The organism is Lactobacillus sp. B4015 (assembly GCF_026536055.1).
Classification (GTDB): Bacteria; Bacillota; Bacilli; order Lactobacillales; family Lactobacillaceae; genus Lactobacillus; species Lactobacillus panisapium.
In genome coordinates, this window is record NZ_JAFNOY010000009.1 from 60,123 (window position 1) to 85,176 (window position 25,054).

24 protein-coding genes, 3 tRNA genes and 2 pseudogenes are annotated in these 25,054 nt (G+C 37.7%); 24 read left to right on the forward strand and 5 right to left on the reverse strand.

Going from position 1 to position 25,054, the window contains the following annotated elements:
• Positions 1–14 precede the first annotated feature (14 nt).
• Complete coding sequence (locus J3U71_RS09400; protein WP_220269207.1) at positions 15–1,007, forward strand: tagatose 1,6-diphosphate aldolase; 993 nt, start codon at positions 15–17, stop codon at positions 1,005–1,007.
• Between the two features lie 149 nt (positions 1,008–1,156).
• On the opposite strand, the gene J3U71_RS09405 is transcribed toward J3U71_RS09400, so the two are convergent.
• Positions 1,157–1,918: a MurR/RpiR family transcriptional regulator gene (locus J3U71_RS09405; protein WP_220269208.1), complete on the reverse strand. Its 762-nt coding sequence runs from the start codon at positions 1,916–1,918 to the stop codon at positions 1,157–1,159.
• 120 nt (positions 1,919–2,038) lie between these two features.
• Between J3U71_RS09405 and pfkB the strand changes: the two genes are divergently transcribed.
• The 3 genes and pseudogenes from pfkB to J3U71_RS09415 all read left to right on the forward strand — a co-directional run.
• Entirely contained in the window at positions 2,039–2,968 is a 930-nt protein-coding gene (pfkB, locus tag J3U71_RS09410) for a 1-phosphofructokinase (protein WP_267393908.1), read from the forward strand.
• Position 2,969: 1 nt separating this feature from the next.
• Positions 2,970–3,270: pseudogene (locus J3U71_RS11650) on the forward strand (PTS fructose transporter subunit IIB); the annotation flags it as partial.
• Positions 3,271–3,332: 62 nt separating this feature from the next.
• A pseudogene (locus J3U71_RS09415) lies at positions 3,333–4,865 on the forward strand (fructose-specific PTS transporter subunit EIIC); the annotation flags it as partial.
• A 38-nt stretch (positions 4,866–4,903) separates the two neighbouring features.
• Here J3U71_RS09415 and J3U71_RS09420 read toward each other — a convergent pair.
• A complete protein-coding gene (locus tag J3U71_RS09420; protein WP_220269211.1) occupies positions 4,904–5,488 on the reverse strand; it encodes an NAD(P)H-dependent oxidoreductase in 585 nt (194 codons plus the stop codon).
• Position 5,489: 1 nt separating this feature from the next.
• Complete coding sequence (locus J3U71_RS09425) at positions 5,490–6,026, reverse strand: TetR/AcrR family transcriptional regulator (protein ID WP_103753088.1); 537 nt, start codon at positions 6,024–6,026, stop codon at positions 5,490–5,492.
• Between the two features lie 769 nt (positions 6,027–6,795).
• On the opposite strand from J3U71_RS09425, the gene J3U71_RS09430 reads away from it, so the two are divergent.
• Positions 6,796–7,458: an SLAP domain-containing protein gene (locus tag J3U71_RS09430; RefSeq protein ID WP_220269213.1), complete on the forward strand. Its 663-nt coding sequence runs from the start codon at positions 6,796–6,798 to the stop codon at positions 7,456–7,458.
• Between the two features lie 90 nt (positions 7,459–7,548).
• On the opposite strand, the gene J3U71_RS09435 is transcribed toward J3U71_RS09430, so the two are convergent.
• Positions 7,549–8,271 carry a GntR family transcriptional regulator gene (locus J3U71_RS09435; RefSeq protein WP_220269214.1) on the reverse strand — a complete coding sequence of 241 codons (723 nt, stop codon included), beginning with the start codon at positions 8,269–8,271 and terminating at the stop codon, positions 7,549–7,551.
• Positions 8,272–8,454: 183 nt separating this feature from the next.
• On the opposite strand from J3U71_RS09435, the gene J3U71_RS09440 reads away from it, so the two are divergent.
• The 15 genes from J3U71_RS09440 (at position 8,455) to J3U71_RS09510 (ending at position 20,282) form a co-directional block, all read left to right on the forward strand.
• Positions 8,455–9,450: a sugar isomerase gene (locus J3U71_RS09440; RefSeq protein ID WP_267393906.1), complete on the forward strand. Its 996-nt coding sequence runs from the start codon at positions 8,455–8,457 to the stop codon at positions 9,448–9,450.
• A gap of 260 nt (positions 9,451–9,710) precedes the next feature.
• Positions 9,711–10,133: a PTS sugar transporter subunit IIA gene (locus J3U71_RS09445; protein WP_103753084.1), complete on the forward strand. Its 423-nt coding sequence runs from the start codon at positions 9,711–9,713 to the stop codon at positions 10,131–10,133.
• Positions 10,130–10,600 carry a PTS sugar transporter subunit IIB gene (locus J3U71_RS09450; RefSeq protein ID WP_103753083.1) on the forward strand — a complete coding sequence of 157 codons (471 nt, stop codon included), beginning with the start codon at positions 10,130–10,132 and terminating at the stop codon, positions 10,598–10,600. Before J3U71_RS09445 ends, J3U71_RS09450 begins: the two co-directional genes overlap by 4 nt.
• 17 nt (positions 10,601–10,617) lie before the next feature.
• Positions 10,618–11,409 carry a PTS mannose/fructose/sorbose/N-acetylgalactosamine transporter subunit IIC gene (locus J3U71_RS09455; protein ID WP_267393905.1) on the forward strand — a complete coding sequence of 264 codons (792 nt, stop codon included), beginning with the start codon at positions 10,618–10,620 and terminating at the stop codon, positions 11,407–11,409.
• Between the two features lie 11 nt (positions 11,410–11,420).
• Positions 11,421–12,257, forward strand: a complete 837-nt coding sequence (locus J3U71_RS09460) for a PTS system mannose/fructose/sorbose family transporter subunit IID (RefSeq protein ID WP_267393903.1) — start codon at positions 11,421–11,423, stop codon at positions 12,255–12,257.
• A gap of 55 nt (positions 12,258–12,312) precedes the next feature.
• Positions 12,313–13,290: an SIS domain-containing protein gene (locus J3U71_RS09465; RefSeq protein WP_220220787.1), complete on the forward strand. Its 978-nt coding sequence runs from the start codon at positions 12,313–12,315 to the stop codon at positions 13,288–13,290.
• Positions 13,291–13,692: 402 nt separating this feature from the next.
• A complete protein-coding gene (locus J3U71_RS09470) occupies positions 13,693–14,397 on the forward strand; it encodes a GntR family transcriptional regulator (RefSeq protein ID WP_220232803.1) in 705 nt (234 codons plus the stop codon).
• A gap of 224 nt (positions 14,398–14,621) precedes the next feature.
• A complete protein-coding gene (locus J3U71_RS09475; protein WP_267393900.1) occupies positions 14,622–15,680 on the forward strand; it encodes an SEC10/PgrA surface exclusion domain-containing protein in 1,059 nt (352 codons plus the stop codon).
• A gap of 119 nt (positions 15,681–15,799) precedes the next feature.
• Positions 15,800–16,318 carry a GNAT family N-acetyltransferase gene (locus J3U71_RS09480; RefSeq protein WP_267393898.1) on the forward strand — a complete coding sequence of 173 codons (519 nt, stop codon included), beginning with the start codon at positions 15,800–15,802 and terminating at the stop codon, positions 16,316–16,318.
• A 208-nt stretch (positions 16,319–16,526) separates the two neighbouring features.
• Positions 16,527–16,598: transfer RNA gene (locus J3U71_RS09485), tRNA-Gln, on the forward strand.
• Positions 16,599–16,829: 231 nt separating this feature from the next.
• On the forward strand, positions 16,830–18,008 hold the full coding sequence (locus J3U71_RS09490) for an aminotransferase class I/II-fold pyridoxal phosphate-dependent enzyme (protein ID WP_267393896.1): 1,179 nt from the start codon (positions 16,830–16,832) through the stop codon (positions 18,006–18,008).
• 65 nt (positions 18,009–18,073) lie between these two features.
• A tRNA-Tyr gene (locus J3U71_RS09495) sits at positions 18,074–18,155 on the forward strand.
• Positions 18,156–18,162: 7 nt separating this feature from the next.
• Positions 18,163–18,234: transfer RNA gene (locus J3U71_RS09500), tRNA-Gln, on the forward strand.
• A gap of 152 nt (positions 18,235–18,386) precedes the next feature.
• Positions 18,387–19,502 carry a hypothetical protein gene (locus J3U71_RS09505; RefSeq protein ID WP_267393894.1) on the forward strand — a complete coding sequence of 372 codons (1,116 nt, stop codon included), beginning with the start codon at positions 18,387–18,389 and terminating at the stop codon, positions 19,500–19,502.
• Positions 19,503–19,583: 81 nt separating this feature from the next.
• Positions 19,584–20,282, forward strand: coding sequence for a GntR family transcriptional regulator (locus J3U71_RS09510; protein WP_267393892.1), 699 nt, complete (start codon positions 19,584–19,586; stop codon positions 20,280–20,282).
• Between the two features lie 41 nt (positions 20,283–20,323).
• Here the strand turns inward: J3U71_RS09510 and tagD are convergent, their stop codons facing one another.
• Positions 20,324–20,710 carry a glycerol-3-phosphate cytidylyltransferase gene (tagD, locus tag J3U71_RS09515; RefSeq protein WP_103753073.1) on the reverse strand — a complete coding sequence of 129 codons (387 nt, stop codon included), beginning with the start codon at positions 20,708–20,710 and terminating at the stop codon, positions 20,324–20,326.
• Between the two features lie 122 nt (positions 20,711–20,832).
• Here tagD and J3U71_RS09520 point away from each other — a divergent pair, with 122 nt between their 5' ends.
• The 4 genes from J3U71_RS09520 to nadE all read left to right on the forward strand — a co-directional run bounded on the left by J3U71_RS09520 (position 20,833) and on the right by nadE (position 25,041).
• A complete protein-coding gene (locus tag J3U71_RS09520) occupies positions 20,833–21,564 on the forward strand; it encodes a WecB/TagA/CpsF family glycosyltransferase (protein WP_267393889.1) in 732 nt (243 codons plus the stop codon).
• A 3-nt stretch (positions 21,565–21,567) separates the two neighbouring features.
• The gene (locus J3U71_RS09525; RefSeq protein ID WP_267393887.1) at positions 21,568–22,668 is read left to right on the forward strand and encodes a glycosyltransferase; all 1,101 of its coding nucleotides are present in this window, start codon (positions 21,568–21,570) and stop codon (positions 22,666–22,668) included.
• A gap of 67 nt (positions 22,669–22,735) precedes the next feature.
• Positions 22,736–24,214, forward strand: coding sequence for a nicotinate phosphoribosyltransferase (locus J3U71_RS09530; RefSeq protein ID WP_220269224.1), 1,479 nt, complete (start codon positions 22,736–22,738; stop codon positions 24,212–24,214).
• Complete coding sequence (nadE, locus tag J3U71_RS09535) at positions 24,211–25,041, forward strand: ammonia-dependent NAD(+) synthetase (RefSeq protein ID WP_267393883.1); 831 nt, start codon at positions 24,211–24,213, stop codon at positions 25,039–25,041. Before J3U71_RS09530 ends, nadE begins: the two co-directional genes overlap by 4 nt.
• Positions 25,042–25,054 lie beyond the last annotated feature (13 nt).

Here is a 25,054-nt window from a genome sequence, read left to right on the forward strand (position 1 = left end):
AAAGGAGATTTATAATGAGATCAATATCTTCCGCAGTTGCAAAACATCTGGAAAATTTGTCAACTAAAGATGGCGTAATTAGTGCGTTAGCAATCGATCAGCGTGGTTCTTTAAAGAAAATGCTGGCTGATGCTGCTAATAAACCTGCTGATGAAACAACAATTGTTGATTTTAAAAAGGCAGTTTCAAGTGAATTGACACCTTATGCCTCGTCAATTTTGACAGATCCAGAGTATGGCTTACCAGCAACTAAAGTCCGAGACAAGAATTGTGGTTTGCTTCTTTCTTACGAAAAGACTGGTTATGATACTACTGAGCCTGGCAGAATGCCAGATCTGATTGCTAACCAATCTGGGTTGCGCATTAAGAATGAAGGCGGGGATGCGATTAAGTTTTTGCTTTACTATGATCCGGATGAAGGCCAAGAAATCAATGATAAGAAGAAGGCCTTTGTAGAGCGGGTTGGCGCTGAAGCAAAAGCTAACGAATTACCATTTTTCCTTGAGCTATTGACTTATGATAGCAAGATTGAAGATACAAAAAGTGCAGAATTTGCCAAAGTTAAAGCTAATAAGGTTTTACAAGCGATGAAAGAATTCTCCGCACCGCAATATGAAGTTACCGTTTTGAAGGTGGAAATTCCATTTAATATCAAGTTTGTAGAAGGCTTTAATGGAAATAATGAGGTGGTTTACACACAAGAACAAGCTAAAGACTTGCTTAAACAGCAATCTGATATTACTGACCTGCCATTTATATTCCTATCTGCTGGCGTAACGAGTGAAGAATTTATTGCTGAAATCAAAATGGCCGAAGAAGCTGGAGCTGACTTTAACGGAGTCTTATGTGGACGTGCAACTTGGAAGCCTGCTATTAAGCCTTTTGCAAGTGAAAGTGAAGCAGCTGGGCGCAAATGGTTATCAACTAAAGGTAAAGAAAACATTGAAAACTTAAACCAAGCGCTCAAAGGAGCAAAATCTTGGCGTGATAAATTGACGGTTCAATAATCGCGAATAAGTTAATAAGACTATTACAAAGCACGATTCAGTGATTAATAACGGAATCGTGCTTTTGTCTGCGCTTATTTAATTATGACAAGAATTTACTTATAAAACTCAATAAGCTGGCTGACTAGTAGAAAAACTAGCAGCCTTTTTTAGTTGGTCTTGAAAAAGTTGGTTCTGACTGAATATGCATCGCAAAAAATTCTCGTCATAATCTGCAATGGCAGGCGTGAGCGTACTTCATATTCGGGAAAGTAATTTGTTTTTGACTTGTAGCCAATGAAAGAAAGCGTTGAGAAAGCTAAAATGCTGCCAGCTGGGTTAGTAGTAAAAGTTAAAATAGGAATATCATTTTTTCGCAATGTTTTGGCTGCCTTGACCAATTCTTTTGTTTCGCCATTCAGCGTAATAAAAATAGCAAGAGCATCATGGTTTAATTTATTAGCAATTGTCATAATGATATTAGGATCGGAATGGAACTCACAGTATTTGCCAGTTAGCTGCAATTTAACCATCATTTCATGTGCAATCGATTCTGAAAGTCCCCGAGCAAATAAATAAACGATCTTAGCTTGTTTAGTCATGGAGATGCTATCTTCAATCGTACTGTAATTAAGGTTGTGCAGAGTATTATTCATTTCAATCTCGTTTTTAGTAATAACGCTCCTAATCTTGTCATCTGCATCATTCAAAACCGTAAAAGTAGAATTGGATTTACTTTTTAGTTTTAGTGCTTCGCGATAAGAAGTATAGCCACTGTAACCCATCTTTTGCATTGTGCGAACAATTGTGGCAGTAGAAACATTAGCAAATTGGCTTAACTTAACGATTGACATTTTAGCAATTTTATCCGGATTATTTTCGACAATATTCCAAAGATGCAATTCAGCGGAACTTAGTTCTTTTGTCGGCATGATTATACCTCTTTTGTAAATAGTTTTCTGTTATTTTTAGTAAACGCTATCATTTATGAAAATCGTTACACTTTATTCTCTTTATAATAGTACAAAAGGCAAGGAAAAGGAGAAAAAGCATTGATTTATACAATAACTTTAAATCCAGCAATCGATTTAGTAATTGTGACGAAAAAATTAGAACCAAAAGTTGTTAATCGAACGGAAAGTTTTGAATTGCAGCCTAATGGCAAAGGCGTCAATGTATCATTTATTTTAAAAAAGCTTGGCATTAAAAGTGTTGCGACCGGTATTGGTGGCGGGTTCACGCTTGACTACGTTACTAATGGATTGGCGGCAAAGGGAATCAAAACTAAATTTTTGAAGGTGAATGGTTTAACTAGAGTGAATGTTTTCACTAATGTCATTGACCAGAATACTGAATATAAAGAGGTTAATCCTGGACCAGAAATTAGCACAGAAGTGCAGCAGCAATTTTTGGCTTATTTTGAGGAAACACTTACTGAAGAAGATTTAGTGGTAATTTCTGGTAGCTTTGCCCAGGGGATCGAACCAAGTTATTTGGTGCAAATTGCCCGGATTGTCGCTGCCAAAAAAGCGAAGCTGGTAATTGATAGTAGCTATTTGGCGGTGATTGATACCCTACCGTACCATCCGTTTTTACTTAAGCCTAACGAAACCGAACTGGCCAGTTTTTACCATTATCAAGGTGAAATGACTAGTGCCAAAACGGTTGAATTAGCGCAGAAATTGGTGCAGGCGGGCTGTCAAAATGTCCTAGTTTCGCTTGGTGCAAGAGGAGCAGCACTAATTAATGAAAAAGAAGTTTTATTTGCCAATGCTCCTAAAATCAAAGTGGTCAATTCAGCGTGTGCTGGTGACACGATGTTGGGTACTTTTCTTGCCTTCATAGAAAAAGGTCAGTCAATTAGTGAAGCACTAAAAGTAGCAGTAGCTGCTGGCAGTGATACGGCAAGCAGAACGGGCTTGACGGATTTTAAATTAGATAAATTATTGCCGCAAATTACGGTTAAAGAAGGGATGAAATAAAATGGCTAAATATGATTTAGTGGGTGCGACTGGGTGTGCAACCGGCGTTGCCCATACTTTTATGGCACAAGAGGCTTTGGAAAAAGCCGCCCAAAAATTAGGCTATACAATTAAAATTGAGACTCACGGACAAACTGGGGTCGAAAATCGCTTGACTAGTGACGAAATTGGAGCAGCACAAGCAGTAATTGTCGCTTCAGATATTGATGTTGGTACAGAGAGATTTGCAGGTAAAAAACTAGTAGTTGTCCCAGTTGCCAAGGGATTAAAAGAGCCAGAAGAATTAATTAACAAGGCTCTGAATGCACCAGTTTATCGCCAAGATAAAAAACTGCAGTCAACGGAAACTGTGGCAAATAATCAAACTATTGGTAATAAGCTTTATACTTCATTAATGAATGGGGTATCCCACATGTTGCCGTTTGTAGTTGCTGGTGGGGTATTGATTGCCATCTCCTTTTTTTGGGGAATAAACTCGGCTGATCCGAAAAATAGTGAATACAACCAATTTGCTGCAATGTTAAATACAGTTGGTAGCACGACGATGAACCTAATGGCGCCAGTTTTAGGAGCTTATATTGCAGAGGCATTAGCTCAAAGGACTGGCTTTGTAGTCGGACTAGCGGCTGGTTTTATAACTTTTAACGGCGGTGGTGGCTTTTTAGGCGCAATTGTTGGTGGTTATCTGGCTGTTATCGTTGTCTGGCTTCTGCAGAAATTATTTCAGCCTTTACCAGATGATAAATTTAGGGGACTAAAATCAATTTTTCTATTTCCAGTCTTAGGCGTATTAATTACCGGTGCAATTATGTACTGGTTAAATACACCGATAAAAGCAATTAATCTGGGATTGATGTCATGGCTAAAAGGCTTTGAAAATACTAGTCCAGTATTACTTGGAATTATCGTCGGGATGATGTGTGCTGCTGACTTTGGTGGTCCGATTAATAAGGCTGCTTATGTAACGGGCACGGTTTTACTAGCCCAAGGCAATTATTACTTTATGGCTGGCGTTTCTGCCGCATGTATTGCACCACCACTAGCTACGGGATTTGCTGTTTTAATGAATCCAAAAGCATATACTAAGAGTGAAAAAACGGCGGGCTATGTCAACTTCTTATTAGGCTCGACACATATCACAGAAGGAGCAATTCCGTTTGCTGCCAAACACCCATTATGGAACATTCCTGCTTTTATGGTTGGTTCAGCTGTTGCATCAGTTTTAACTTACCTGACACGGATCACAGTTCCTGCTCCCCATGGTGGTTTCATTGTTTTACCATTGGTCAATAAGCCATTTTTATGGGTACTTTGGATTGTCATTGGAGCGATAATTTCTGGTGCATTACTGGCTTTAATTGCCGGCAGATTTGCTAAAAAAGAAGCTGTAGTTCCAAGTAATGAAAGTTCAACCATTACGGAAACTGCTCAAGATAATCCCGAAGACCATGATCCAAGTAAAATTTTGGCATTAAATAATATTCAAGTTGATGTTGATGTAAAAGATCGTGATGATGCCCTTAAGTATTTAGCTGATTTTGCAGTACAAAATAACTTGGCAACCGATGCCGCTAAGGTTTTGGCCAGTTACAAACAGCGAGAACAAGAGGGCAGCACGGGAATGACTGAAGGTTTTGCAATTCCGCATGCTCAATCAGCAGCAATTAATAAATCGGCGATGATAATCTTGAAATTGAAGAAACCAATTGATTGGCAGTCGCTAGATGGACAGAAAATCGATACTGTAATTTCATTCTTAATTCCAGAAGTAGATAGTAACTCACATTTAAAATATCTTTCCAATACGGCAAAATTATTAACTCATGAGGATTTCATTGCTAGTCTAAAAAAGGCTAATACACCGGAAGAAATCTATCACTTATTTAAAAATGAATAGCATATAAAAAAGGCAAGGCTTCGAAGAGACCTTGCCTTTTATTTAAAACGATAGTTGGCAATATAGTTTAAGTATTTTTGGCGTTTTGACAATTTAGCAAACGTGATGCCGCCAAAATGAAGCCAATGACGCCTCTTCATTCCAAGTTGCTTTAAAGTATGATTGATGAATACTCGTTTAATGGCGTTGCCACAGAAGAATTGAAGATAAAATTTGGGCGAGGTGGAAGTTGTTAGAACATAGGTATGCTTTATGTTGGTCAGTTCACCATGAATGCCAAGAGAAGAAACGGTATGTGAAAGACCAGCTCCTTCCTTCATCACCTTGTCGATAAAGCCTTTAAGCATTCCTGGTATGCTGTTCCACCAAAGAGGTGTAATAAAAATAATACTAGATGAATTTTGTAACATGGTTAAATACTTTGTTACTAATGGATCATGTGTTTCGCCTTCATGGTATAACCGTAATTCTTCCTTATCGTAGACCGGATTAAAATGTTCAGCATAAAGGTCAATTATCTGGAAATGTTGCTTTTGCTTGTTTAAGTTAGTTTTTACCATGCTCAAAATGGCGTGATTAAAGCTTTTTTCATAAGGGTGACAATAGACTATTAACGTGCTCAAGTTAGTTCGCCCCTTTCATTATTTCTGTTAAAGTTTTGCGTACTAGGTCGGGTTGATAAGTAGTAACTTTATTTTTAATTAAAAAGGTATATCCCTGGATAAATGACCAAATTTGAATAAAAAAATCTTGATTATTCATATTAGAGTTAGTGTTAATTTGATCAATTAATTGTAGTAATTTATGTAAAAAAGGATAAGTAAGATCTTTTTGCTTTAGAGCAATAATAGATTGGTCATTAAAAAACAGAAATTCCATCTTATTTGGGTGTTTTTGCATTTGATTGACAAAATAATCAGCAATTTGTAACAGCTGTTCAGTAGGTGAACTGCTGTTAAAGTCAATTGCTTCAATAAACTCCTGTGATAATTCTTGGGCTACTGCTTTAAATAAATCGTCTTTATCTTTAAAGTGTTTATAAAAGGCTCCTGTCGTTAGATTAAGCGCAGCCGTAAGTTTACGCAAAGACAAATTTTGATAGCCATTCTTATCAATTACTTGTATAGCCCGTAAAATTAATTGGTCTTTAGTATGTTTCATAGCAATTTTCTCCTAATAACAGTGTTACCTTTTAACTTATGATAACACTGTTACCCAATTCGAACGAATAAAATTGTTAATGCTAAAAAATTCAGCATTGAAGATACTGAAGATGCTATTGCTGATTACTTTAATCCTTTTTGCATGGTTGGCGTTCTGAACCGTGATCAGCACATGACACACATTTCAGACAATATTTGGGTAAAGAAAAAAGCTTCTTTATATGAGAAGCTTTACTGCATCAAATTAAGAGAACTTAATCTGCAATTTTTTTAGCATTTGCTAATGCCTTCATGATTGATGGGTTCTTTAAGTGACAATCCTTAATCATTTGAATGTCTTTTTCGTCTAATTCAACAGTATATTTACTCATAATTAGTTTCCTTTCTCCAAAATATAATTTAACTATAGCATTTTGGATCAAGGAATGAAAAGCCGGACTAGAAGTTTTTCATTTTTGTTGCAAATTACTAATTCGTCTAGACCATTTGCTTGGTACAAACGGACGTTCTTGTATTTAGCAAAGTTAGTGTAATTAGTTGCTATGATAGGGAATTATTAAATGCTGTTTGTTGTAATAAATATGTTACAAATATGACAAGCAATTTTTACTAAGTAACTTTTTCTTAAAAATCGAGTGATCACTTTGTTATGGTTCTGAAATTTTTACGCTGTAGTATGTATACAGTCAAATTGATTAGTAAGGACTTTACTTGTTAGTTTGATATAGAAAAAAAGATAGGGTTTTTTTATTAAGGAGAGATATTTTTTGAAGGTAAAATCTATCTTAGCTAAAACGGCGGCAGTAGCAGCTGTATCCATTACTGGTGTAGTTGCAATGAACAGTGAAAATCAGGAAACTGTTCACGCTGCAACAGTAGAAAATGATGCAGAAGTCGTGACTGTTAACTATGTTGATGGTAACTCAATCCGCGTTTGGAACAGCTATAAGACTCCTGAAGCTACTGGGCAAATTTTACCAAGTAATTCTTCATGGAAAGTTATTAAAACTGCTTATGATAAAAATGGTCACAAGTGGTATGACTTGGGTAAGAATCAATGGGTAAAAGCTGAGTATGTTAACAAAGGTTATTACCCAGAAAACGCTTCTAACCAAGAAGCAGTAGTTGCTGATAACAGTGCTGCAAATACAGCTAGCACAAATGTTTCTTACAATGCTACTACTCAAAATTATGCTGGTGGTTCTGATTCTGAATCTTCTGCTAAGGCATGGATTGCAAATCGTGAATCAGGCGGCTCATACAGTGCTCAAAACGGCCAATACATTGGTAAATACCAACTTTCAGCTTCATACCTTAACGGTGACTACTCTGCTGCAAACCAAGAACGTGTTGCCAACAGTTACGTTGCTAACCGGTATGGTTCATGGTCAGCTGCTAAGGCCTTTTGGCAAGCAAATGGCTGGTACTAATCGCCTGAAATAGATAATAAATATAAATAACAACTTAATAAGTAAAAAGGGTCTAGTCAATTCGACTAGGCCCTTTTTTGGTAGTTAATTTTAATGATCAATGGCGTAAGTGAACTTGTCACTGCGCAAAACTTGTTGCGAAATGTGCATTGGCAAGTTGTGGTTATCATACACAAAGTCTTTAATTTGCATTAAGGCTGTTTTTTCGTCTACGTTTAATAAGAAAGATTCTTCTCTAGTAGCAAAAGTAATTTTAAAAGTTTTTTTGCCTGTGCTTGGAGATACCATGAAGTTCTTTTTCAATAGTTGGTATAACGGCGAATCAAGATCAGCCTTTTCAATCCCGGCAAATTTAGGTGGTAGCCAAATCCACTCAACGCAGAAAGGCACCTCATCAATGTATCTTAACCGTTTAATTTCAATTAATTGCTCATCGTCTTGTAGTTGTAAAAAACTTCTTTGCTCAGGTTGACCTGGGACTTCCTGAACGCTAATTAGCCGAGTAGACATCGTCTTTCCGGCTTTTTTTACGCTATCAGTGAGACTAGAAAAATGATGATTCTGTGTTTTGACCTCGTTACCCTGATCTGAAACATAAGTTCCTTTTCCCGGTAATTTAATCAAAATATTTTGATCAGACAATAGTTTTAAAGCCTTACGCACAGTAGTCCTGCTTAATTTGAATTCCTCTTGCAAAGTCATTTCTGAGGGGATGGCGTGACCTTCTCGATACTTTTTGTCATCAATGCGTTTTTTGATAATATCCGCTAAATGAATATAAAGGGGCGTATGTCCTTCTTCTTTTTCTAACATAAATCTGCCTATACCTTAATTAGTTTATTAATATTATAGCAAAAGATGTTTACTTAAGCACAGGTGTTAGTTTTTATTTGTTAAAAATAAATACATGTATTATATTTTTGGCCTTTACTTTTTAAATAAAGCGCTTTATTATGATAATTAAAAGATACAGGTATCATTTGAAGGGAGGAAAAGATGAAAATAGAAGAAGAAGTGAAAAAGGTAGTCAAGCAAGCGATAGCAAAGATAGCAAAGCACGGCAAGATTAAACAAATTTTGTGGGTAGGAGCTGGTGGCTCATTTGGTGGCTTTTATGCAGCTAATTATTTTTTGCAACAAGAAGCAAAAAACATTTTTACCGCAATGTATACCAGTGGTGAATTTATTTATGCAGCCCCGAAAAATCTGGACCAAAACACCTTAGTAGTTTTGTGTTCAATGAGAGGTACTAAGGAAACAATTGCTGCTTCCCAAATTGCACAAAATGCGGGCGCAACCACAATCTCCTTATATGTTGAAAAATCAGCACTATTAGACTACTCTGACTACCAAATTAAGTATGAGAGTTTGGCACTTGATGAAAGTAGGATTGAACGAGTTAATAGCAGTATTGGTCTATGTATTGCTATGAATGTATTAAATGAAATTGAAGGCTATGATAATTATGCAGCTGCGATGGCGGCTTTTGCCGATTTAGATCCAATTTACCGCAGGGCGGTCGAATACACGACTCCTTTAGCCAAAAAATGGGCAGAATTAAATAAAAAGCAAAGGACAATCTACGTTATTGCTAGCGGGCCCGCCTATGGAGCTGCTTATATCTTCTCGATTTGTAATTTAGAAGAAATGCTGCAGTTGAATTCACCCACCATTCACAGCTACGAGTACTTCAACGGACCATTTGAAGTGACCGATAAGAGAAAATCAATTTTTCAATTGCTCGCTACTGGAAAAACGCGTCCAGAGGATGAACGTGCTTTAAGATTTGAACAAAGATTTGCTGGGGAGAAATTATACGTATTAGATGGTAAAGAAATTGGCCTAGATGATCTCCCAGAAGAGATTGCCCCATATTTTAACCATTCAATTTTTTCTTCTATCTTAAATAACGTTTATATGAGGGAACTATCATATACAACACATGAAAGTTATCTGACTCGGCGCTATATGTGGAAAGAAGAGTATAAGTAATGCTGCTAATTGCTGTAGCCCTTAACAAGAGCGCAGCTTTTGGCAGAATACCCTTAAGATTGATCAATAATTAAAAATCTCATTAAAAAGCAATGACACCGCTTTAAAATGATAATAATGCAAAAATAATTTAATTATTTTCAAAGAAAAGCTTTACAGAATTTAGGCATTATAATATTATTTAGATATACGTGTTAATACATCATACTTTTAGAAAAGACGTTTTAGAATATTTGATTTTTGATTAGGGGTGAAAAGAAGTGAAAATAATTTTAGTTAGTCACGGCAAACTTGCAAAAGGCATGAAGGATACAGTTGAGATGATTGCTGGTAAGCAAGACAATCTTGAGGCGTATGAAGCTTATGGCAGTGGTTCCGATGACGAAGGTTTTATTACCGAAGTCAAGCAATCTGTTGCTGCAAGTAAAGAGGACAAAGTTATTGTTGTGACGGATGTATTGGGTGGATCTGTTAATAATGAAATGATCCAGTTATTAAAAGATCACCATAACTTAACGCTTTTGACTGGCATGAATTTACCTCTGATTATTACTTTAGTTACCACAGTGAATGCGCAGGATAGTGAAGATGCTATTTTGGAGGCAATTGCCGAAGGACAGAAGGGAGTTTTATCAGTTAATAAGTTAATGAGCGAAGATGATGATGAAGGAGATTTATTATGATAAAGGTAATTAGGGTTGATCACCGTTTATTGCATGGACAGGTAATATTTTCGTGGACCAAGTTTGCAAATATTGAGCGTGTAATCGTAATTGACACAGCCACTGCTAAAGATGATTTTAAGAAAATGTCGTTAAAGTTAGCTAAACCAGAAGATGTTCGCTTAAACGTTTTTAGTGTCGATGCTGCAATTGCTAAAATCGATCAAATCAAGGCCTTGAAAGATAACATTATGTTGATCTTTGAAAATGTCACTGAATTGAGTAAATTTATTGATCAATTCGGACCAGTTGAAGAAATTAACTATGGCTTAATTCCAGCAAAGCCTGATGCCAAGCGCTTTAGCAATGCTGTTTACTTGACGCCTGAAGAGGTTAAATTATCAAAAAAGATGTGTGATCAAGGAATAAAGATTTCAATGCAACAGGTTCCTTCATCTAATAAAGAGCTTCTAAATAATGTTATTTAGAAAGAAAGGCTAGAAAAATGTTTTGGAAAGCATTAATCGTCGGACTAATTGGTGTTTTTGCCATGTTCGACTCAAGACTTCTTGGACGTGAAAATTTTGAACAACCATTAATTGTCAGTACCCTAGTGGGCTTGGCATTAGGAGATCCTGCCAAAGGACTAATGGTTGGTGCCACACTGCAATTAGTATCAATGGGGATTGTGGCAGTTGGTGCTGCTACACCACCCGATATGGTTCTGGGCTCAGTTGTAGCCTCAGCTTTTGCGATTTTATCGCATACAAGCGCTCAAGCGGCATTAACTGTGGCTTTGCCAGTTGCGGTTTTAGGTCAATTGGTTGCTATTGTCGTCAGAATGCTGTTTTCTTCATTTAACTCGTTAGTTGAAAAAGCAATTGATGATGGCAAATTTAGAAAGGCTCGTAGTTACCATATCGTCTATGGTCCAATTATTTATGGCTTGCTTTATTTTGTTCCAATCTTTTTTGCAATCTTCTTGGGAACAGATGCAGTTACCGCATTGGTAAAAATGATTCCTGCTTGGTTGACAAACGGCTTGACCTTAGCAAGTAAAATTTTGCCAGCATACGGATTTGCATTACTAATGTCAACCATGATTGATAAGAAAAACGCTGTTTACTTATTCTTAGGATTCTTTATTGCGGCATACGGCAAGATGTCGGTAATCAGTGTTGCCATTTTTGCAGTAATTTTAGTAATTATCCTGAATAAGTTTATGAATAATAACGGTAATAACGATTCTGGCTCTTCTGCCAAAGATGACAGCCTAGATGATTTGGAAGAATTATAGGAGTAAAAATTATGGCTGAACAAAAACACACAAATAAGCAATTACGTCATAAATTTTGGCAATTCTTCTGGCGGTCATGGGCTATTCAAACTTCGTGGAACTATGAGCGGCAGATGAACATGGGTTTTATGTATGGCATGGCGCCAACAATTGATGAGATTTACGGTGAAAAACCAGACAGCCCAGAAAAATTACAAAAGAAGAAAGAGGCCTATCACCGGCATATGGCTTTCTTTAACTGTACTCCGCAGTTAACCTCATTTGTTTTAGGTTTATCTTCGGCGATGGAAGAAGAATATGCAGAAAATCCTGATACCTTTGATCCAGAGTCAATTAATAGTGTAAAGACTTCATTGATGGGGCCATTGTCAGGAATTGGTGATTCCTTTTTCCAAGGGACAGTGAAGATTATTGCCTTTGGGTTAGGAATTAACTTGGCTCAACAAGGCAATATCTTTGGTCCAATCCTGGCGATGATAATTTCCATCATTCCGTCCGCTGCTGTTACCTATTGGGGCGGCAAATGGGGCTATCTGCAAGGAAAGAAGAATATCCAAAAGCTGATTAGCAACGGAACGATTAACCGCATTATGTCATTGATGAATGTGGTTGGTTTGATGGTAATTGGGGCCATGATTGCCACAATGATTGGGATTACGACGCCAATTAAATTTGGTAAGACTTTTGTTTTACAAACGACGTTGGATTCGATTTTCCCACAGATGCTGTCCTTGGCCTTTACCTTTGGCATGTTTTACCTTATCAAGAAAAAGGTTAATACCGCTTGGATTATGGTGATCTGTATTGTCGGCGGTATCTTGCTGAGTGTATTAGGAATTTTTAACTAAATATTGGTAACCAGTTATTTAAAATTTGATTTTATTGATAGGAGAAAAAATTATTATGGATTTTGAAAAAGTTAAGGCAATTGTTAGTGATATCAAGTCAAAGCAACCTAACATTGACCGGGTTTTGTTTGTTGGCTGTGGTGCTTCAATGGCTGATTTGTATCCAGGCTACTACTTTATTTCTCATGAAAGCACTAAGTTGTTGTCTGCGATTTATACTGCCAATGAATTTAACTATGATACGCCAAAGGGTGTTGGTGAAAATACCATTGTCATTACAGCATCACTTGGTGGTACTACACCGGAATCAGTTGCTGCTACTAAGAAGGCCAGAGAGCTTGGTACCCATGTCGTAACTTTATCAATGGCAGAAGATTCACCTATTATTAAGGAAACTGAATATAAGGTAGTTCACGGTTTCCACGAAAACTATGCTGCTAAAACTGAAAAGATGACCTATTGCTTGGCTTTGGCAGTCGAGATTGTGCAAGAATTTGAAGGATATGAATTCTACGATGAAGCTTTGGACGCATTCAAAGGGATGCCAGATTTGATTGAAAATGCAGTTAAGTCAGTTGGACCAATGGCAAAAGAATTTGGTGAAAAATACCGGGACGAAAAAACAATTTATGTTTTGAGTAGCGGTGCTTCACTTGGTGTAGCATACTCAACCGCTTCGTTCTTATTCATGGAAATGCAGTGGATTGCTGCCCCAACAGTTCATACTGGTGAATATTTCCACGGACCATTTGAACTTACAGAAAAAGACGCACCATACTTGTTGTTCATGAATGATGGCAAAACTCGTCATTTAGACGCCCGCGCATTGACCTTCTTGCAAAGATTTGATGCACAAATCACTAATATTGATGCCAAAGATTATGGCTTAAATGAAGTGGCTAGTGAGAATGTGATTGACTACTTCAACCCAATGATTCATACCGGCGTAATGCGTGTCTTTGCTGAAGAATTAGCTAAGGCAAGAAAGCATCCATTAACTAAGCGTCGCTATATGTGGAAGTTGACTTATTAATTAAGTTAATTGAGCAATTTTAAGTGATTAGAAAAGGATCCTATGAAAAGTAGAATCCTTTTTTATTACAAATTTTATTTTAACTGATATAGTAAAATGACTTTAACTAGTAGGACAAATTTTGATTATCGGCGATTAAAAGCATACCGCCTTCTAATTTTGCTGGAACAAGCTGTTAAAATGAAAGAATGGCTTGTTAGTTTAATAGCTGAATTGTTAGTTTCTATGCTATTAAGGCTAATATGAAAGCTATTTGCGCATAAAGTTGTAGCGTACTTTAATCTGATTTTGTTTTATACTGTTCATAATAAAAAGAAACAATTTAACTGGATAGATAGAAAAGTTTTTGGATAACTAATGCCGTTGGGGCAAAGTAAAGAACGATATAGGTAGTGGTGACTTTTGAAAGAGACAGGTTCGTTATATTCTCAGGTAATGGAGAAAATCAGACAAAAAATTATTACTGGTGAATACCCCGTTAACAGTAAACTGCCAAATGAGTTTGAGCTAAGTGAACAATTTGCAGTTAGCCGGGTTACTTTGCGTAAAGCAATTAAGGGACTAGCTGAAGACGGCTTAGTCGAAAAAATTCAGGGAGTTGGGACGTTTGTCCGCAAACCGCAAAAAGTAAAAAGAATTATTAGTTCACCGGCAGCTGAAAGTTTTTCTCAGATTGCCAAAAAAGAGGGTTTTAAGGCAAGCGTTGAGGTAATCAAGGTTAAGGAAGTAGAAACGCCACCTAAATTACGCAAAATTCTGGAAACTAAGCATTCGTTGTTTATTGAAAGAGTTCACTCTGTCAATGACGAACCAATTATGTTGGAATGCAATTATTTCCCATTACCACGTTTTGCTGGGTTAGCAAAAGAAGACCTAAGTCAGTCTTTGTACCAAATTTTGCAAGATAACTACCAAATTGCCAAGTTGAATTCTCGCGACTTGATTATTAGTGTTGCACTAGCTAGTTTAAGCGAAGCCAAATTTTTAAAGAAATCGATTGGCTTCCCGCTACTTCTTTTGCAAGTCTGTATTGAAGATGAGCATAATAATGTTGTTCATGCTGGGGAACAGTATATTATCTCCGACAGATATGAATTTCACGTATAATTAGTTTGTTAATCGACCAATATGGTTAAAGGGTGTATTGTAAGTAATGATTAAATTCCAATAAATGCTTCTGGCACTACACCTAATTTATTTGCTTTAACGGTTGAATTGTCTAATTTTGTTATTTTGAGTGGAAAAATTAATTGGCATTAAATTCTAAATAGATTTAGAATGACATATAAAGCCATCAGAGCCAATCAGTAAATACTCTTGAGGGAAGATAAATGAAAAAAAGCAAATTAGCTATTGCCATTATTAATGTTATTTTTTTGACAACTATTCCTGCACTTGTACTGCATGAACCTACACCAGTTTCCGCTGCTACAGTTAAAGGTTTTGTCAAAACAAAGAAAAATAAAAAAGTCCGGCTTTATAAGCTTTCTGGAAAGCATTCCAATTATTATGCCAGTCCTAAGTATCAATACCCATATAGCAGTAAAAAGAAGATTGGTAAAAAGAAGCTAACAGCTTATAAGATAGGTAATAATTCACATTGGCTTTTAGCTAAGGATGCTAAAGTTATTAAAACGATTAAGCCAAATGTCAATGTTCAAGCTACAATGAAATTGCCAGCGGGTTATACCAGAGCTGAATTGCTTCAGGCTTATCAAGGGAATCCGTCTAAGGAGTTTATTGATGCCTCAATGAGCGGGATGGATACTAATGATTTTAGTCGGATTAAAAACGGTGAAACCAAGGCCGATGATCAAACTATCGTTGATTTAAGTCAGCTTACGCCGGAACAAACCGATACTTTAACGACCTTTTCTCTGCGTCTGATCAATCAGGCTCGCAATGACTTGGGATTAGATCCTTGGCGCGATAGTATTGGTGCGCGCAAATTGGCTCAAGATATTGCGACTGAATATGCGGTAAATAAGAAGACCATTCGCGATAGTCATTATGTCCCAGGCATCGTTCGTGCATGTAAAGCTAACGGCCTAAATTTAAATGATAATTACGTTGAAGACATGGCCGGCTTTTATAATCAAAATAATACGATGACAATGACTGAACTTAAAAAGAGTGTCTATTTTGGCTTAAAGCAAATGATGTTCGGCTATACTGGCAGTGGCGAGCAAGGACGAAAGCAGCGCAGTAATTACCAGGAATGGGAACATGCCGGCGACTTGTTTAATACGCAAGGCTCGCTTCACGATGGCGATTATAATTACTATGGTTTCAGTATCTCGCATACTGATGACATTTGTTCAATGCATTTTATTAGCGTACCGACTTATATTGCTAAGAATAAAAAGTATAATACTGGTTTTAAACCTTAAATAAATAATTTTTAGTTTTGAGACAGCTGCAAGAGGCTGTCTTTTTTTGTCTATTTTTTACTGCTAAAAAGAAACAATTGCGCTAAAATTAACCTTATTATTAAAGTGAGGATTTATGCATGGCAATTTATATTCGATTAGCGCAAGAAAGTGATTTAACGCAAATAATGGCAATTATTAATGAAGCAAAGCAATTGCTGAAAAGCGATGGTATCCCGCAATGGCAAAATGGTCGCCCGAATGAACAAATTTTACTGGATGACATTGTCAAAAAGCGGGCATATTGTTTAATGGTTGATCAAGCAGTTGCCGGTATTGCTGTTTTGCAAACTAGTATTGAGCCTAGCTATGCTGCGATAGACGGCGAGTGGCAAAATGAAACCGATCAATATGCCACTATCCACCGGATTGCGATTTCGGCTAAATTTCGCGGACAGCATTTAGGACAAATATTTATTTCTAACTTAATTTCTCGTGGCCTGTTTTTAGGAATATCAAATTTCCGCATTGACACTCACGCAGTTAATCTCCGGATGCAGGCGCTGATTAAATCTGCCGGCTTTAAATATCGCGGCGTCATTCGCATTGATCAAACAAAAGATGGGCTCAGAAATGCCTATGAACTAAACTTAGTTTAAAAGTTTTAGTTACTGTGCCACGTAAAAATTTGCGCTAATTAATTAGGGCAAAATAGGACTTTGTTTTAACTAATTAAGGAAATGCAATATTTGCTTATGCGACCGCATGTGAGCTCAAATCAGAAAAAATAAATTTTTCTCTTGACTTGCGCACGACATTTTTCTATACTATTAAATGTTGAGCGGCCAAGTAAAAGCTCAATTGCATTGGGTTATAGCCAAGCGGTAAGGCACTAGTTTTTGGTACTAGTATGCGCTGGTTCGAATCCAGCTAACCCAATTGTTCTTACGAACACCCAACCCAAGAAAGACAGTTCATTAAGTTGAGCTGTCTTTTTTTGCTGTAAATTATTACTGGGTGCCGGGAGTAATTGGCTTGATTAGCCTTTGTAAATAAGTACATGATTAATTAAAGTGACTAAAATGAATTAGATATTAAAAAAATATGGTAGAAAATAGTTTTTATTAAATGTATAATTAACAAAAATGAAAAGGAAAGTTTGGTGAAAAAATGGTTGATTTAATAAAGTACACGAGAAAGGGCTTAGCAGACGCACCCTCGAATCCAATTTTGAAGTTTTCGGATTATGCCAGTAAGATTCCTGATGTAGTCAAGTTTACCTTAGGCGAACCTGATTTTAATACACCGGATCATATTAAAAATGCTGCCAAGAAAGGGATTGATGAAAATCACTCCCATTATGCACCGTCAAACGGAACAATAGGCTTACGCAAAGCGGCGGCAGACTTTTTGGCGCAAAAATATGGGCAAAAGTATGACCCAGAAACTGAAGTGCTGGTTACAAATGGCGTAACGGAATCGATTTTTGATACGGTTTGCGCTTGCCTGAATTCGGGAGACATTATGGTGGTTCCGACTCCAATATTTCCGCTCTATATGTCTGATGTCAATATTTTAAATGATGGTGCTAAAATCGTTACGATTGATACTTCAAAAGATGGTTTTAAGTTAACGCCAGCTAAGTTGCAAGCAATTCTTGATGAATACGGTGACAAAGTACGGATGTTGGTCATGAATTATCCGACAAATCCGACTGGGGTAATGTATAGCCAAGAAGAGCTTGACGCCATCGCAGATGTGATTCGGGACAAACCAATCTTTGCCTTATGTGATGAAATATATAGTGAACTGAATTATGATCAGCCTCATGCTTCAATGGAAAAATCTCTGCATGACCAGGTAGTTCTGATGAACGGTGTGTCCAAAGCTTGGGCAATGACCGGGTATCGAATCGGAATTGTTTGTGCACCGCAGGCTATTTTGGAGCAAATTGCTAAGGTTCACCAAACCATCGTGACTACTGAGCCAACGCCAATGCAGGACGCTGCTGAGGAAGCCTTCAAAAATGGTATGAATGATTCTGAACCAATGAAGCGTGAATTTCAAAAACGGCGAGATGTTTTGTACCAGGGCTTAACCGATATTGGCTTCGAATGTGCAAAACCGCAAGGGGCTTTCTATATTTTTGCTAAAATTCCGGCAGGATTAGAACAAGACGATTCTAAATTTATCTATGATTTGGTTGATAAAGCACACGTTGCTGTGACTGCGGGCTCAAGCTTTGCTTTGGGCGGCCAAGGCTATATTCGCTTTTCTTATGCTGTCAGCATGGATCAGATCAATGAAGGCTTGCGCCGAATTAAAAAATACGTTGAAGAAAATAAGTAAATAATTTCGCAAATTTTTGCTTGCAATTACGCATGTTTTTAGTTAAGATAATTAACGTGCGTAACGGAGGAGTAGCGAAGTGGCTAAACGCGGCGGTCTGTAAAACCGCTCTCTCTGAGTTCGGCGGTTCGAATCCACCCTCCTCCATTATCACTGGGTTATAGCCAAGCGGTAAGGCACTAGTTTTTGGTACTAGTATGCGCTGGTTCGAATCCAGCTAACCCAATAAAAATTATCGAAAAAAGGCAGCTTTTGGGTTGTCTTTTTATTTTTCTAAAGTTTTTCCTGTGAATTGCGTTAATTAAACTTACCATTTAACTAATTAGTCTAAAAAATAGTACAATAAAGGCTAGTTTACTTTTATAAGAAGGGAATTTTATGTCGAGACTAGTTAACGTTGGTGCTGGAGGCGGCGAAATCAGTTGGCATGAAGCCCTCAAGGACTTACGTGCAGATGACGTTTTATTGCTGGAGCCAGGTTTTTATGAATTACCTGCAAAAACCTTGTTTTCCAACATTACGATTAAAGGCACTGGCAGTTTGCCAGAAGACACCACAATTCTAGGTTGTGTCAACTTAGCCACCGACAGTCAATTTGTTAATTTAGAAAATTTATGTATTAACACTAACAATGATTCTAATAGTTTATATGTACCGACAGAAGCTAATACATATTTAACGCTGCGAAATTGCGTTATTAAAGGCTTTGGCACGGATACGGCGGCAGTAGCTATTAATGGCAAGGCCACCTTGGAGTTATATTCAACGGTAATTTTAAATGGCGCTGTTTCAATTTATGCTGATGCTGATTTTCGGTTAGAAATGAATGATTCCTCAATTGAGCATGTTTCTGAAGAATTTGGTGCTCTAGCAATTGAGGGCCACGGGACGGCAATTATCAATAACTCGCGTGTTTACGGCAGTATTGATACCTTTACTAAAACAAATGCAGAGGTCGATTTAAACAATTCAATTGCTGATTCAATGCTCTTGCAAGGGCAGGTTTGGTTAAATATGCTTAACAGCAAGCTTTTGTCTACTGATGATACCTGCATGTATATTACGGAAGAAACATGGGTTAACATTGTTGGCAGTAATTTTAATGGGGGCATTTATCTTGATCAAAAACCGCACGTAATTGTGCAAAACTGTCAGATTAATCGCTTAATTGCTGTCAATGACGCAGTCATTACGCTTAGTAATTCAGTTATTATTAATCACGCCGATTTTCAAGACCACGTTAAATGTACTGCGCGACGCACTACTTTTAATGGTGGTGCTGATTACCAATATTTCTTGGCATTAGGTGATTATGCACTTCTTGAAGGGCACGATTTAATTTTAAATTCTAACGGTGCTGATCTAGCCGTTAAAGACCAAGCTCAAATGCGTGCTAGTGTGATTGCTAGCAGTGATTCTTCGATTACAGTTGAATGCGGTCAAAAAGCTGATATTCGTCTTTTAGGAATGAAGTGGACCACTAAGAAAAAATAAGCTAAAAAAATAAATTTAATAAAGCTTGTGCAAGGTAGACCAATTTGGATTATAATAAGAATTATCGTTGGAGGTGTACTAATGGAAGAGCCGATGTATATAAAAATTCATAATCAGATTAAACGTGAAATTGAAAATCACGTTTATCAAGTTGGTAGCCGGATACCGGCTGAACGACAACTTGCACTAAAGTTTGGGGTTTCAAGAATGACCTTGCGCCAGGCTATTAAAACGCTGGAAGATGAGGGCATTTTGGAACAACGTCTTGGCAGCGGCACTTACGTGGCGAATCAAAAAGTCCAAGAGAAAATGTCGGGGATTATGTCTTTTACTGATATTACTCATGCTAACGGTCAGACACCTTCAAGTAAGTTGATTTCTTATCGTTTTGGTAAGCCATCTTTATCAGAAACTGAACGGTTAAATTTAAAAAACGACCAGGAGGTTCTGCGGATGGAGCGAATTCGCTATGCTGATAACGTTCCAATCTGCTATGAAGTGGTTACCATCCCGCAAGACTTGATTAGTAAAATTTCTAAGGCTGACATTTCTTCACACTTGTATCAGGCCCTTGAAAAGAATGGTTATCAAATTGGTCGTGTTACTGAATATATTTCGGCAGCTGTAGCCAACGAAAATTCTGCGCGGCTGCTTGATGCCAAAAAGGGCGAAGCCCTAATAACGCGCTTGCAGGTAACCGAGCTGTCAACAGGGCAGCCATTTGAATATACGCGTGCAAGTTATGTGGCCGACCGCTTTGAATTCACTTTTTCCAAATAAAAAACTCTGAACTGGTTAATATCAACTAGTTCAGAGTTTTTTTATTTCAGGTCCTTTTTGATTTTAGTGGTTGAAATTCCCGGAGTGCGGGGCAGGTAGACGACATCGCAAACTGATTTTAGAAAATCGAATTTACCTTGCCAGTCACTACCCATAACAAAAGTATCAATATGATACTTAGTGATATCCGTCACCTTTTGGTCCCAATCTTCTTCGGGAATCACTTCGTCCACATAGCGAATAGCCTCAAGAATAAACTTGCGTTCAGCATAATTATTATATGATTCTTTGTGTTTTTGAAATTCATTAAATTCATCGGTTGAAAGGCCAACGATTAGGTAATCACCTAATTCACGTGCACGCTTAAGTAAACGAACATGACCATAATGCAATAAATCAAATGTGCCGTAAGTAATAACTTTTTTCATATTTGGTGCTCCTATTGCTTTGACGATTTAATATTATCATATTTGTAGAAAAGGTAAAACATATCCCGTATTAACTAATAGTCTGCTAAAATAAAGTTAATTAACCACGAGAGGAGATTATCATGGATAAAATAGATGTTTTAGGTGTTGATTTTGATAACAAAAGTTTTCATCAATTTCAAAACGAATTTATCGGGCGAATCAATGTTCACCAGTCAACATTTGTGGTTACTGCTAATCCTGAGATTGTGCTGGCAGCCAACGAAAATCCTGAATTCATGAAAATTTTAAACTATGATGCGGACTATATTACTCCTGATGGAATAGGAATTATTAAAGCTGCTAATATATTGGGTACACCGTTAAAGGAACGAGTAACTGGCTATGATTTATTTACTTGGTTAATGAAACTAGCCAATGACCGTAGCCTTCGCGTCTACTTAATCGGAGCAAAGCCAAACGTTATCCATGCAATTCAAGCTAAAATAGCCCATGAATATTCTGATATTCAACTAGTAGGAGCTGAGGATGGTTATTTTAAAGAAGATTTGGAAGTAATAGCCTATCAAATTGAGCGCGCTGAGCCTGACTTAGTATTTGCTGCGTTAGGATCACCACGCCAAGAGCAGTTATTAGCACTTTTACGCCGTAATCTGCTTCCAGCCTTAATGATGGGAGTTGGCGGTAGTTTCGATGTCTTTTCGGGTATGGCTAAACGTGCGCCACAATTATGGCAAAGAGCTCATCTTGAATGGTTTTACCGTTTGCTTAAAGAGCCATCGCGGTTTAAGCGTGTGAGCAAGTTGCCAAGATTTATGCTTGATGTTCATCAAGCTAAAAAGGAAAAGAAATAAAACATGAAAGTTCTGCATGTCAATGCTGGTCTTGAATCTGGCGGTGGGTTGACCCATATTATCAATTTACTAAAAGAAGCCAAAATCGAAAAAAAGGATTTTACATTGTTATGCTTAGCGGATGGACCAGTTGCTAAGGCCGCTCAAGAAACAAAAATAAATTATCATGTTTTGGGGGTAAAGAGTCGCTATGATTTTACCAGTCTTCGCCGCTTATCCGACTTTATCAACCATGGTAATTTTGACATTGTGCATACTCATGGACCGCGAGCTAACCTCTATTTAGCTTTAATTAAGGGAAAAATCACGGCGAAGTGGTGCGTTACCGTCCATTCTGATCCCTATTTAGACTTCAAGGGGCGAGGTTTTTTAGGCAAAGTCTTTACCCGCCAAAATATTCGTGCGCTCAAAAAAGCTGATTGTATTTTTGCGATAACCAAAAGATTTGCCGACTTAATCACTACCAAAGCTGGCATTTCGGCCGCTAAAGTGCATGTAATTTATAACGGTACTTTTTTCCATGATGATTCAGCCATTCCGGCTAAATATGAGCACCCGCATTTTAACATTGTTAATGTTGCTCGCTTAGAAAAAGTAAAGGGGCAAGAATTGCTTTTGCAGGCACTAAAGAAGCTCGACAATGGCAATGTTCACTTGTATATCGCAGGTGATGGAACCCAAAAACGGTCTTTGCAAGAGTTAACGCAAAAATTGGAGTTGGGTCCACAGGTAACTTTTCAGGGCTTTATGACTCATAAGCAGTTGAAGCATCTCTACCGGCGAATGGATCTTGCGGTTCTAACTTCTTATTCTGAAAGTTTCCCCTTAGTCCTTTTGGAAGCAAGTGATAATCTCTTACCTATTTTATCGACTGATGTGGGTGACATTGAAATGATGATACCTGACAAACGCCATGGCTTCATCGCTAACACGGGCGATGTGGCATCGATTACGGCGGCACTGCAAGCAGCAGTTAATACTCCTAAAGAAGAACTTAAGCAGATGGCATTTTGTGAAAAAGCTTATGTTGCGGATAACTTCTCTTTGAATAAACAATTGTCTAGTATTCTTACCGTCTATCAGTCCTTATTAAAAGGTAACTAAATTGTTTAAACTTGCTTAAATGTTTATAATTAAACCAAAACTATTATAGATAAGTTAAGAGGACATAATGTTTTACCAAGAATTAGATCAAGATGATTCCTTGACCTTACATACAGATTTGTATGAAATTAATATGATGTATACCTACTTTAAAAAAGGGATTTCCGAACGTAATGCCGTTTTTGAAGCTTATTATCGCAAAGAGCCATTTGGCAACGGCTACTCGGTTTTTGCCGGTCTTGAGCACGTGATTTTATATCTCCAAAACCTGCATTTTAAGGAAAGCGATTTGAAGTATCTTAAAGATGAAGTAGGTTATGATGATGACTTCATCGATTATTTACGTAATTTCAAATTGCAACTAACTGTTCGCTCAATGAGTGAAGGCGAAATTGTTTTTGCTAATGAACCACTTATTCAAGTGGAAGGCCCGTTAGCACAATGTCAATTGGTTGAAACAGCAATTTTAAATATTATTAATTACCAAATTCTTTTAGCAACTAAGGCAGCGCGGGTGAAGCTGGCTGTTCAGGGCGATGGCGTCATGGAATTTGGAACGAGAAGAGCCCAGGAAACAGATGCTGCATTATGGGGAACAAGAGCGGCTTATATCGGCGGTTTTGATTCAACAAGCAATGTTCGTGCCGGTAAGTTATTTGGAATCCCTGTTTCTGGAACCCATGCGCACTCTTTAGTTGAGGCTTTTGGCAGCGAATACGAAGCCTTTAAGGCCTATGCCGAAACTCATCATGATTGTGTCTTTTTGGTCGACACCTATGACACAGTCAGAAGCGGCGTTCCAAATGCAATTCGGGTAGCCGATGAAATGGGGGATAAAATCAATTTCCAAGGTGTCAGGATTGATTCGGGTGACATGGCTTATATCTCTAAGCAGGTAAGACATGAACTAGATAACGCTGGTTATCCTGATGCCAAGATTTATGCGTCTAATGACTTGGATGAAACGACAATTACTAGTTTAAAAATGCAGGGAGCTAAAATCGACGTTTGGGGAATTGGTACTAAGTATATAACAGCTTACGACCAGCCGGCTTTGGGTGCAGTTTATAAATTGGTTTCAATTGAGAATGATCAGCACCAAATGCGTGACACATTAAAGATTTCTTCTAATGCGGTTAAGGTTTCCACCCCAGGTAAAAAACAGGTTTGGCGGATATCTGCTAATACTGAAAAGAAAAATGAGGGTGACTGGATTGCCCGTGCTGGTGTCGACCCGCGGAAATTTGATTCGCTCTATATGTTTCATCCGCAATATAACTACATTAATAAGATAGTGACAGATTACACGGCTCAGCCGCTGCTTCACGATATTTTTGTAAATGGTAAATTAGTATACGAAAAACCAAAACTTATTGATATTAAGAAGTTCTGTGCTGCTAACTTAGATGGTCTATGGGATGAATACAAGCGAAGTCTGAATCCGCAAGAATACCCAGTGGATCTTTCTCAGGATTTATATGACAGTAAGATGAATATGATTCAGGACATTCGTAGTCAAATCAATAAAGGAGAAACTACTCGATGAGACCATTACAAAAAGAAATTATTGCTTATGAACACGTCTTGCCTAAAATAGATCCACAAAAGGAAATTAGACGGTCAGTTGATTTTTTGAAAAACTATTTAAAGGCTAACCCATTTTTAAAAACCTACGTATTGGGGATTTCTGGTGGTCAGGACTCGACTTTAACTGGTAAACTGTGTCAAATGGCCATTACCGAAATGCGGAAGGAAACCGGAGATCAGTCTTATCAATTTATTGCGGTTCGCTTACCCTATGGCGTGCAAGCCGATGCTGCTGATGCCGCCGATGCGGTTGCTTTTCAACAGCCTGATCAAGATTTAATTGTCAACATTAAGCCTGCTGTTGATGCTATGGTTGCTAGTTTAACCGCTGCTGGCGAAAAAATTTCGGATTTTAACAAGGGCAATATCAAGGCCCGTGAAAGAATGGTTATACAATACGCAATCGCTGGCGCCAACAACGGTGCAGTCGTTGGCACTGACCATGCTGCAGAGAATTTTAGCGGCTTTTATACTAAGTACGGTGATGGTGCAGCTGATTTAACCCCATTGTTCCGTCTGGATAAACGGCAAGGCAAACAGATGCTGCAAGAATTAAATTGCCCTGAGCATTTGTATTTGAAGGCACCAACTGCTGATTTGGAAGAAGAACAACCTGCTCTTCCAGATGAAACGGCTCTGGGCGTTCGTTACCAAGATGTTGATGACTATCTTGAAGGGCGTGAAGTTTCGGAAGAAGCTGCAGAACGAATTGAAGACTTGTGGCGTAAAAGTGAACATAAAAGACGGCTGCCAATAACTGTTTTTGACGATTTTTATCTTAAGTAAAGAAACAAAGAAG

Excerpts from the sequence above, each read along its gene's own strand:
- J3U71_RS09525 (WP_267393887.1), top strand. The coding sequence starts at position 21,568 with ATGAAAGTTCTGCATGTCAATGCTGGTCTTGAATCTGGCGGTGGGTTG.
- J3U71_RS09480 (WP_267393898.1), top strand. The coding sequence starts at position 15,800 with ATGGCAATTTATATTCGATTAGCGCAAGAAAGTGATTTAACGCAAATA.
- J3U71_RS09465 (WP_220220787.1), top strand. The coding sequence starts at position 12,313 with ATGGATTTTGAAAAAGTTAAGGCAATTGTTAGTGATATCAAGTCAAAG.
- tagD (WP_103753073.1), bottom strand. The coding sequence starts at position 20,710 with ATGAAAAAAGTTATTACTTACGGCACATTTGATTTATTGCATTATGGT.
- J3U71_RS09505 (WP_267393894.1), top strand. The coding sequence starts at position 18,387 with ATGTCGAGACTAGTTAACGTTGGTGCTGGAGGCGGCGAAATCAGTTGG.
- J3U71_RS09475 (WP_267393900.1), top strand. The coding sequence starts at position 14,622 with ATGAAAAAAAGCAAATTAGCTATTGCCATTATTAATGTTATTTTTTTG.
- J3U71_RS09455 (WP_267393905.1), top strand. The coding sequence starts at position 10,618 with ATGTTTTGGAAAGCATTAATCGTCGGACTAATTGGTGTTTTTGCCATG.
- J3U71_RS09400 (WP_220269207.1), top strand. The coding sequence starts at position 15 with ATGAGATCAATATCTTCCGCAGTTGCAAAACATCTGGAAAATTTGTCA.
- J3U71_RS09440 (WP_267393906.1), top strand. The coding sequence starts at position 8,455 with ATGAAAATAGAAGAAGAAGTGAAAAAGGTAGTCAAGCAAGCGATAGCA.
- J3U71_RS09490 (WP_267393896.1), top strand. The coding sequence starts at position 16,830 with ATGGTTGATTTAATAAAGTACACGAGAAAGGGCTTAGCAGACGCACCC.
- J3U71_RS09435 (WP_220269214.1), bottom strand. The coding sequence starts at position 8,271 with ATGTTAGAAAAAGAAGAAGGACATACGCCCCTTTATATTCATTTAGCG.
- J3U71_RS09460 (WP_267393903.1), top strand. The coding sequence starts at position 11,421 with ATGGCTGAACAAAAACACACAAATAAGCAATTACGTCATAAATTTTGG.
- J3U71_RS09450 (WP_103753083.1), top strand. The coding sequence starts at position 10,130 with ATGATAAAGGTAATTAGGGTTGATCACCGTTTATTGCATGGACAGGTA.
- J3U71_RS09405 (WP_220269208.1), bottom strand. The coding sequence starts at position 1,918 with ATGCCGACAAAAGAACTAAGTTCCGCTGAATTGCATCTTTGGAATATT.
- J3U71_RS09520 (WP_267393889.1), top strand. The coding sequence starts at position 20,833 with ATGGATAAAATAGATGTTTTAGGTGTTGATTTTGATAACAAAAGTTTT.
- J3U71_RS09510 (WP_267393892.1), top strand. The coding sequence starts at position 19,584 with ATGGAAGAGCCGATGTATATAAAAATTCATAATCAGATTAAACGTGAA.
- J3U71_RS09530 (WP_220269224.1), top strand. The coding sequence starts at position 22,736 with ATGTTTTACCAAGAATTAGATCAAGATGATTCCTTGACCTTACATACA.
- nadE (WP_267393883.1), top strand. The coding sequence starts at position 24,211 with ATGAGACCATTACAAAAAGAAATTATTGCTTATGAACACGTCTTGCCT.
- J3U71_RS09425 (WP_103753088.1), bottom strand. The coding sequence starts at position 6,026 with ATGAAACATACTAAAGACCAATTAATTTTACGGGCTATACAAGTAATT.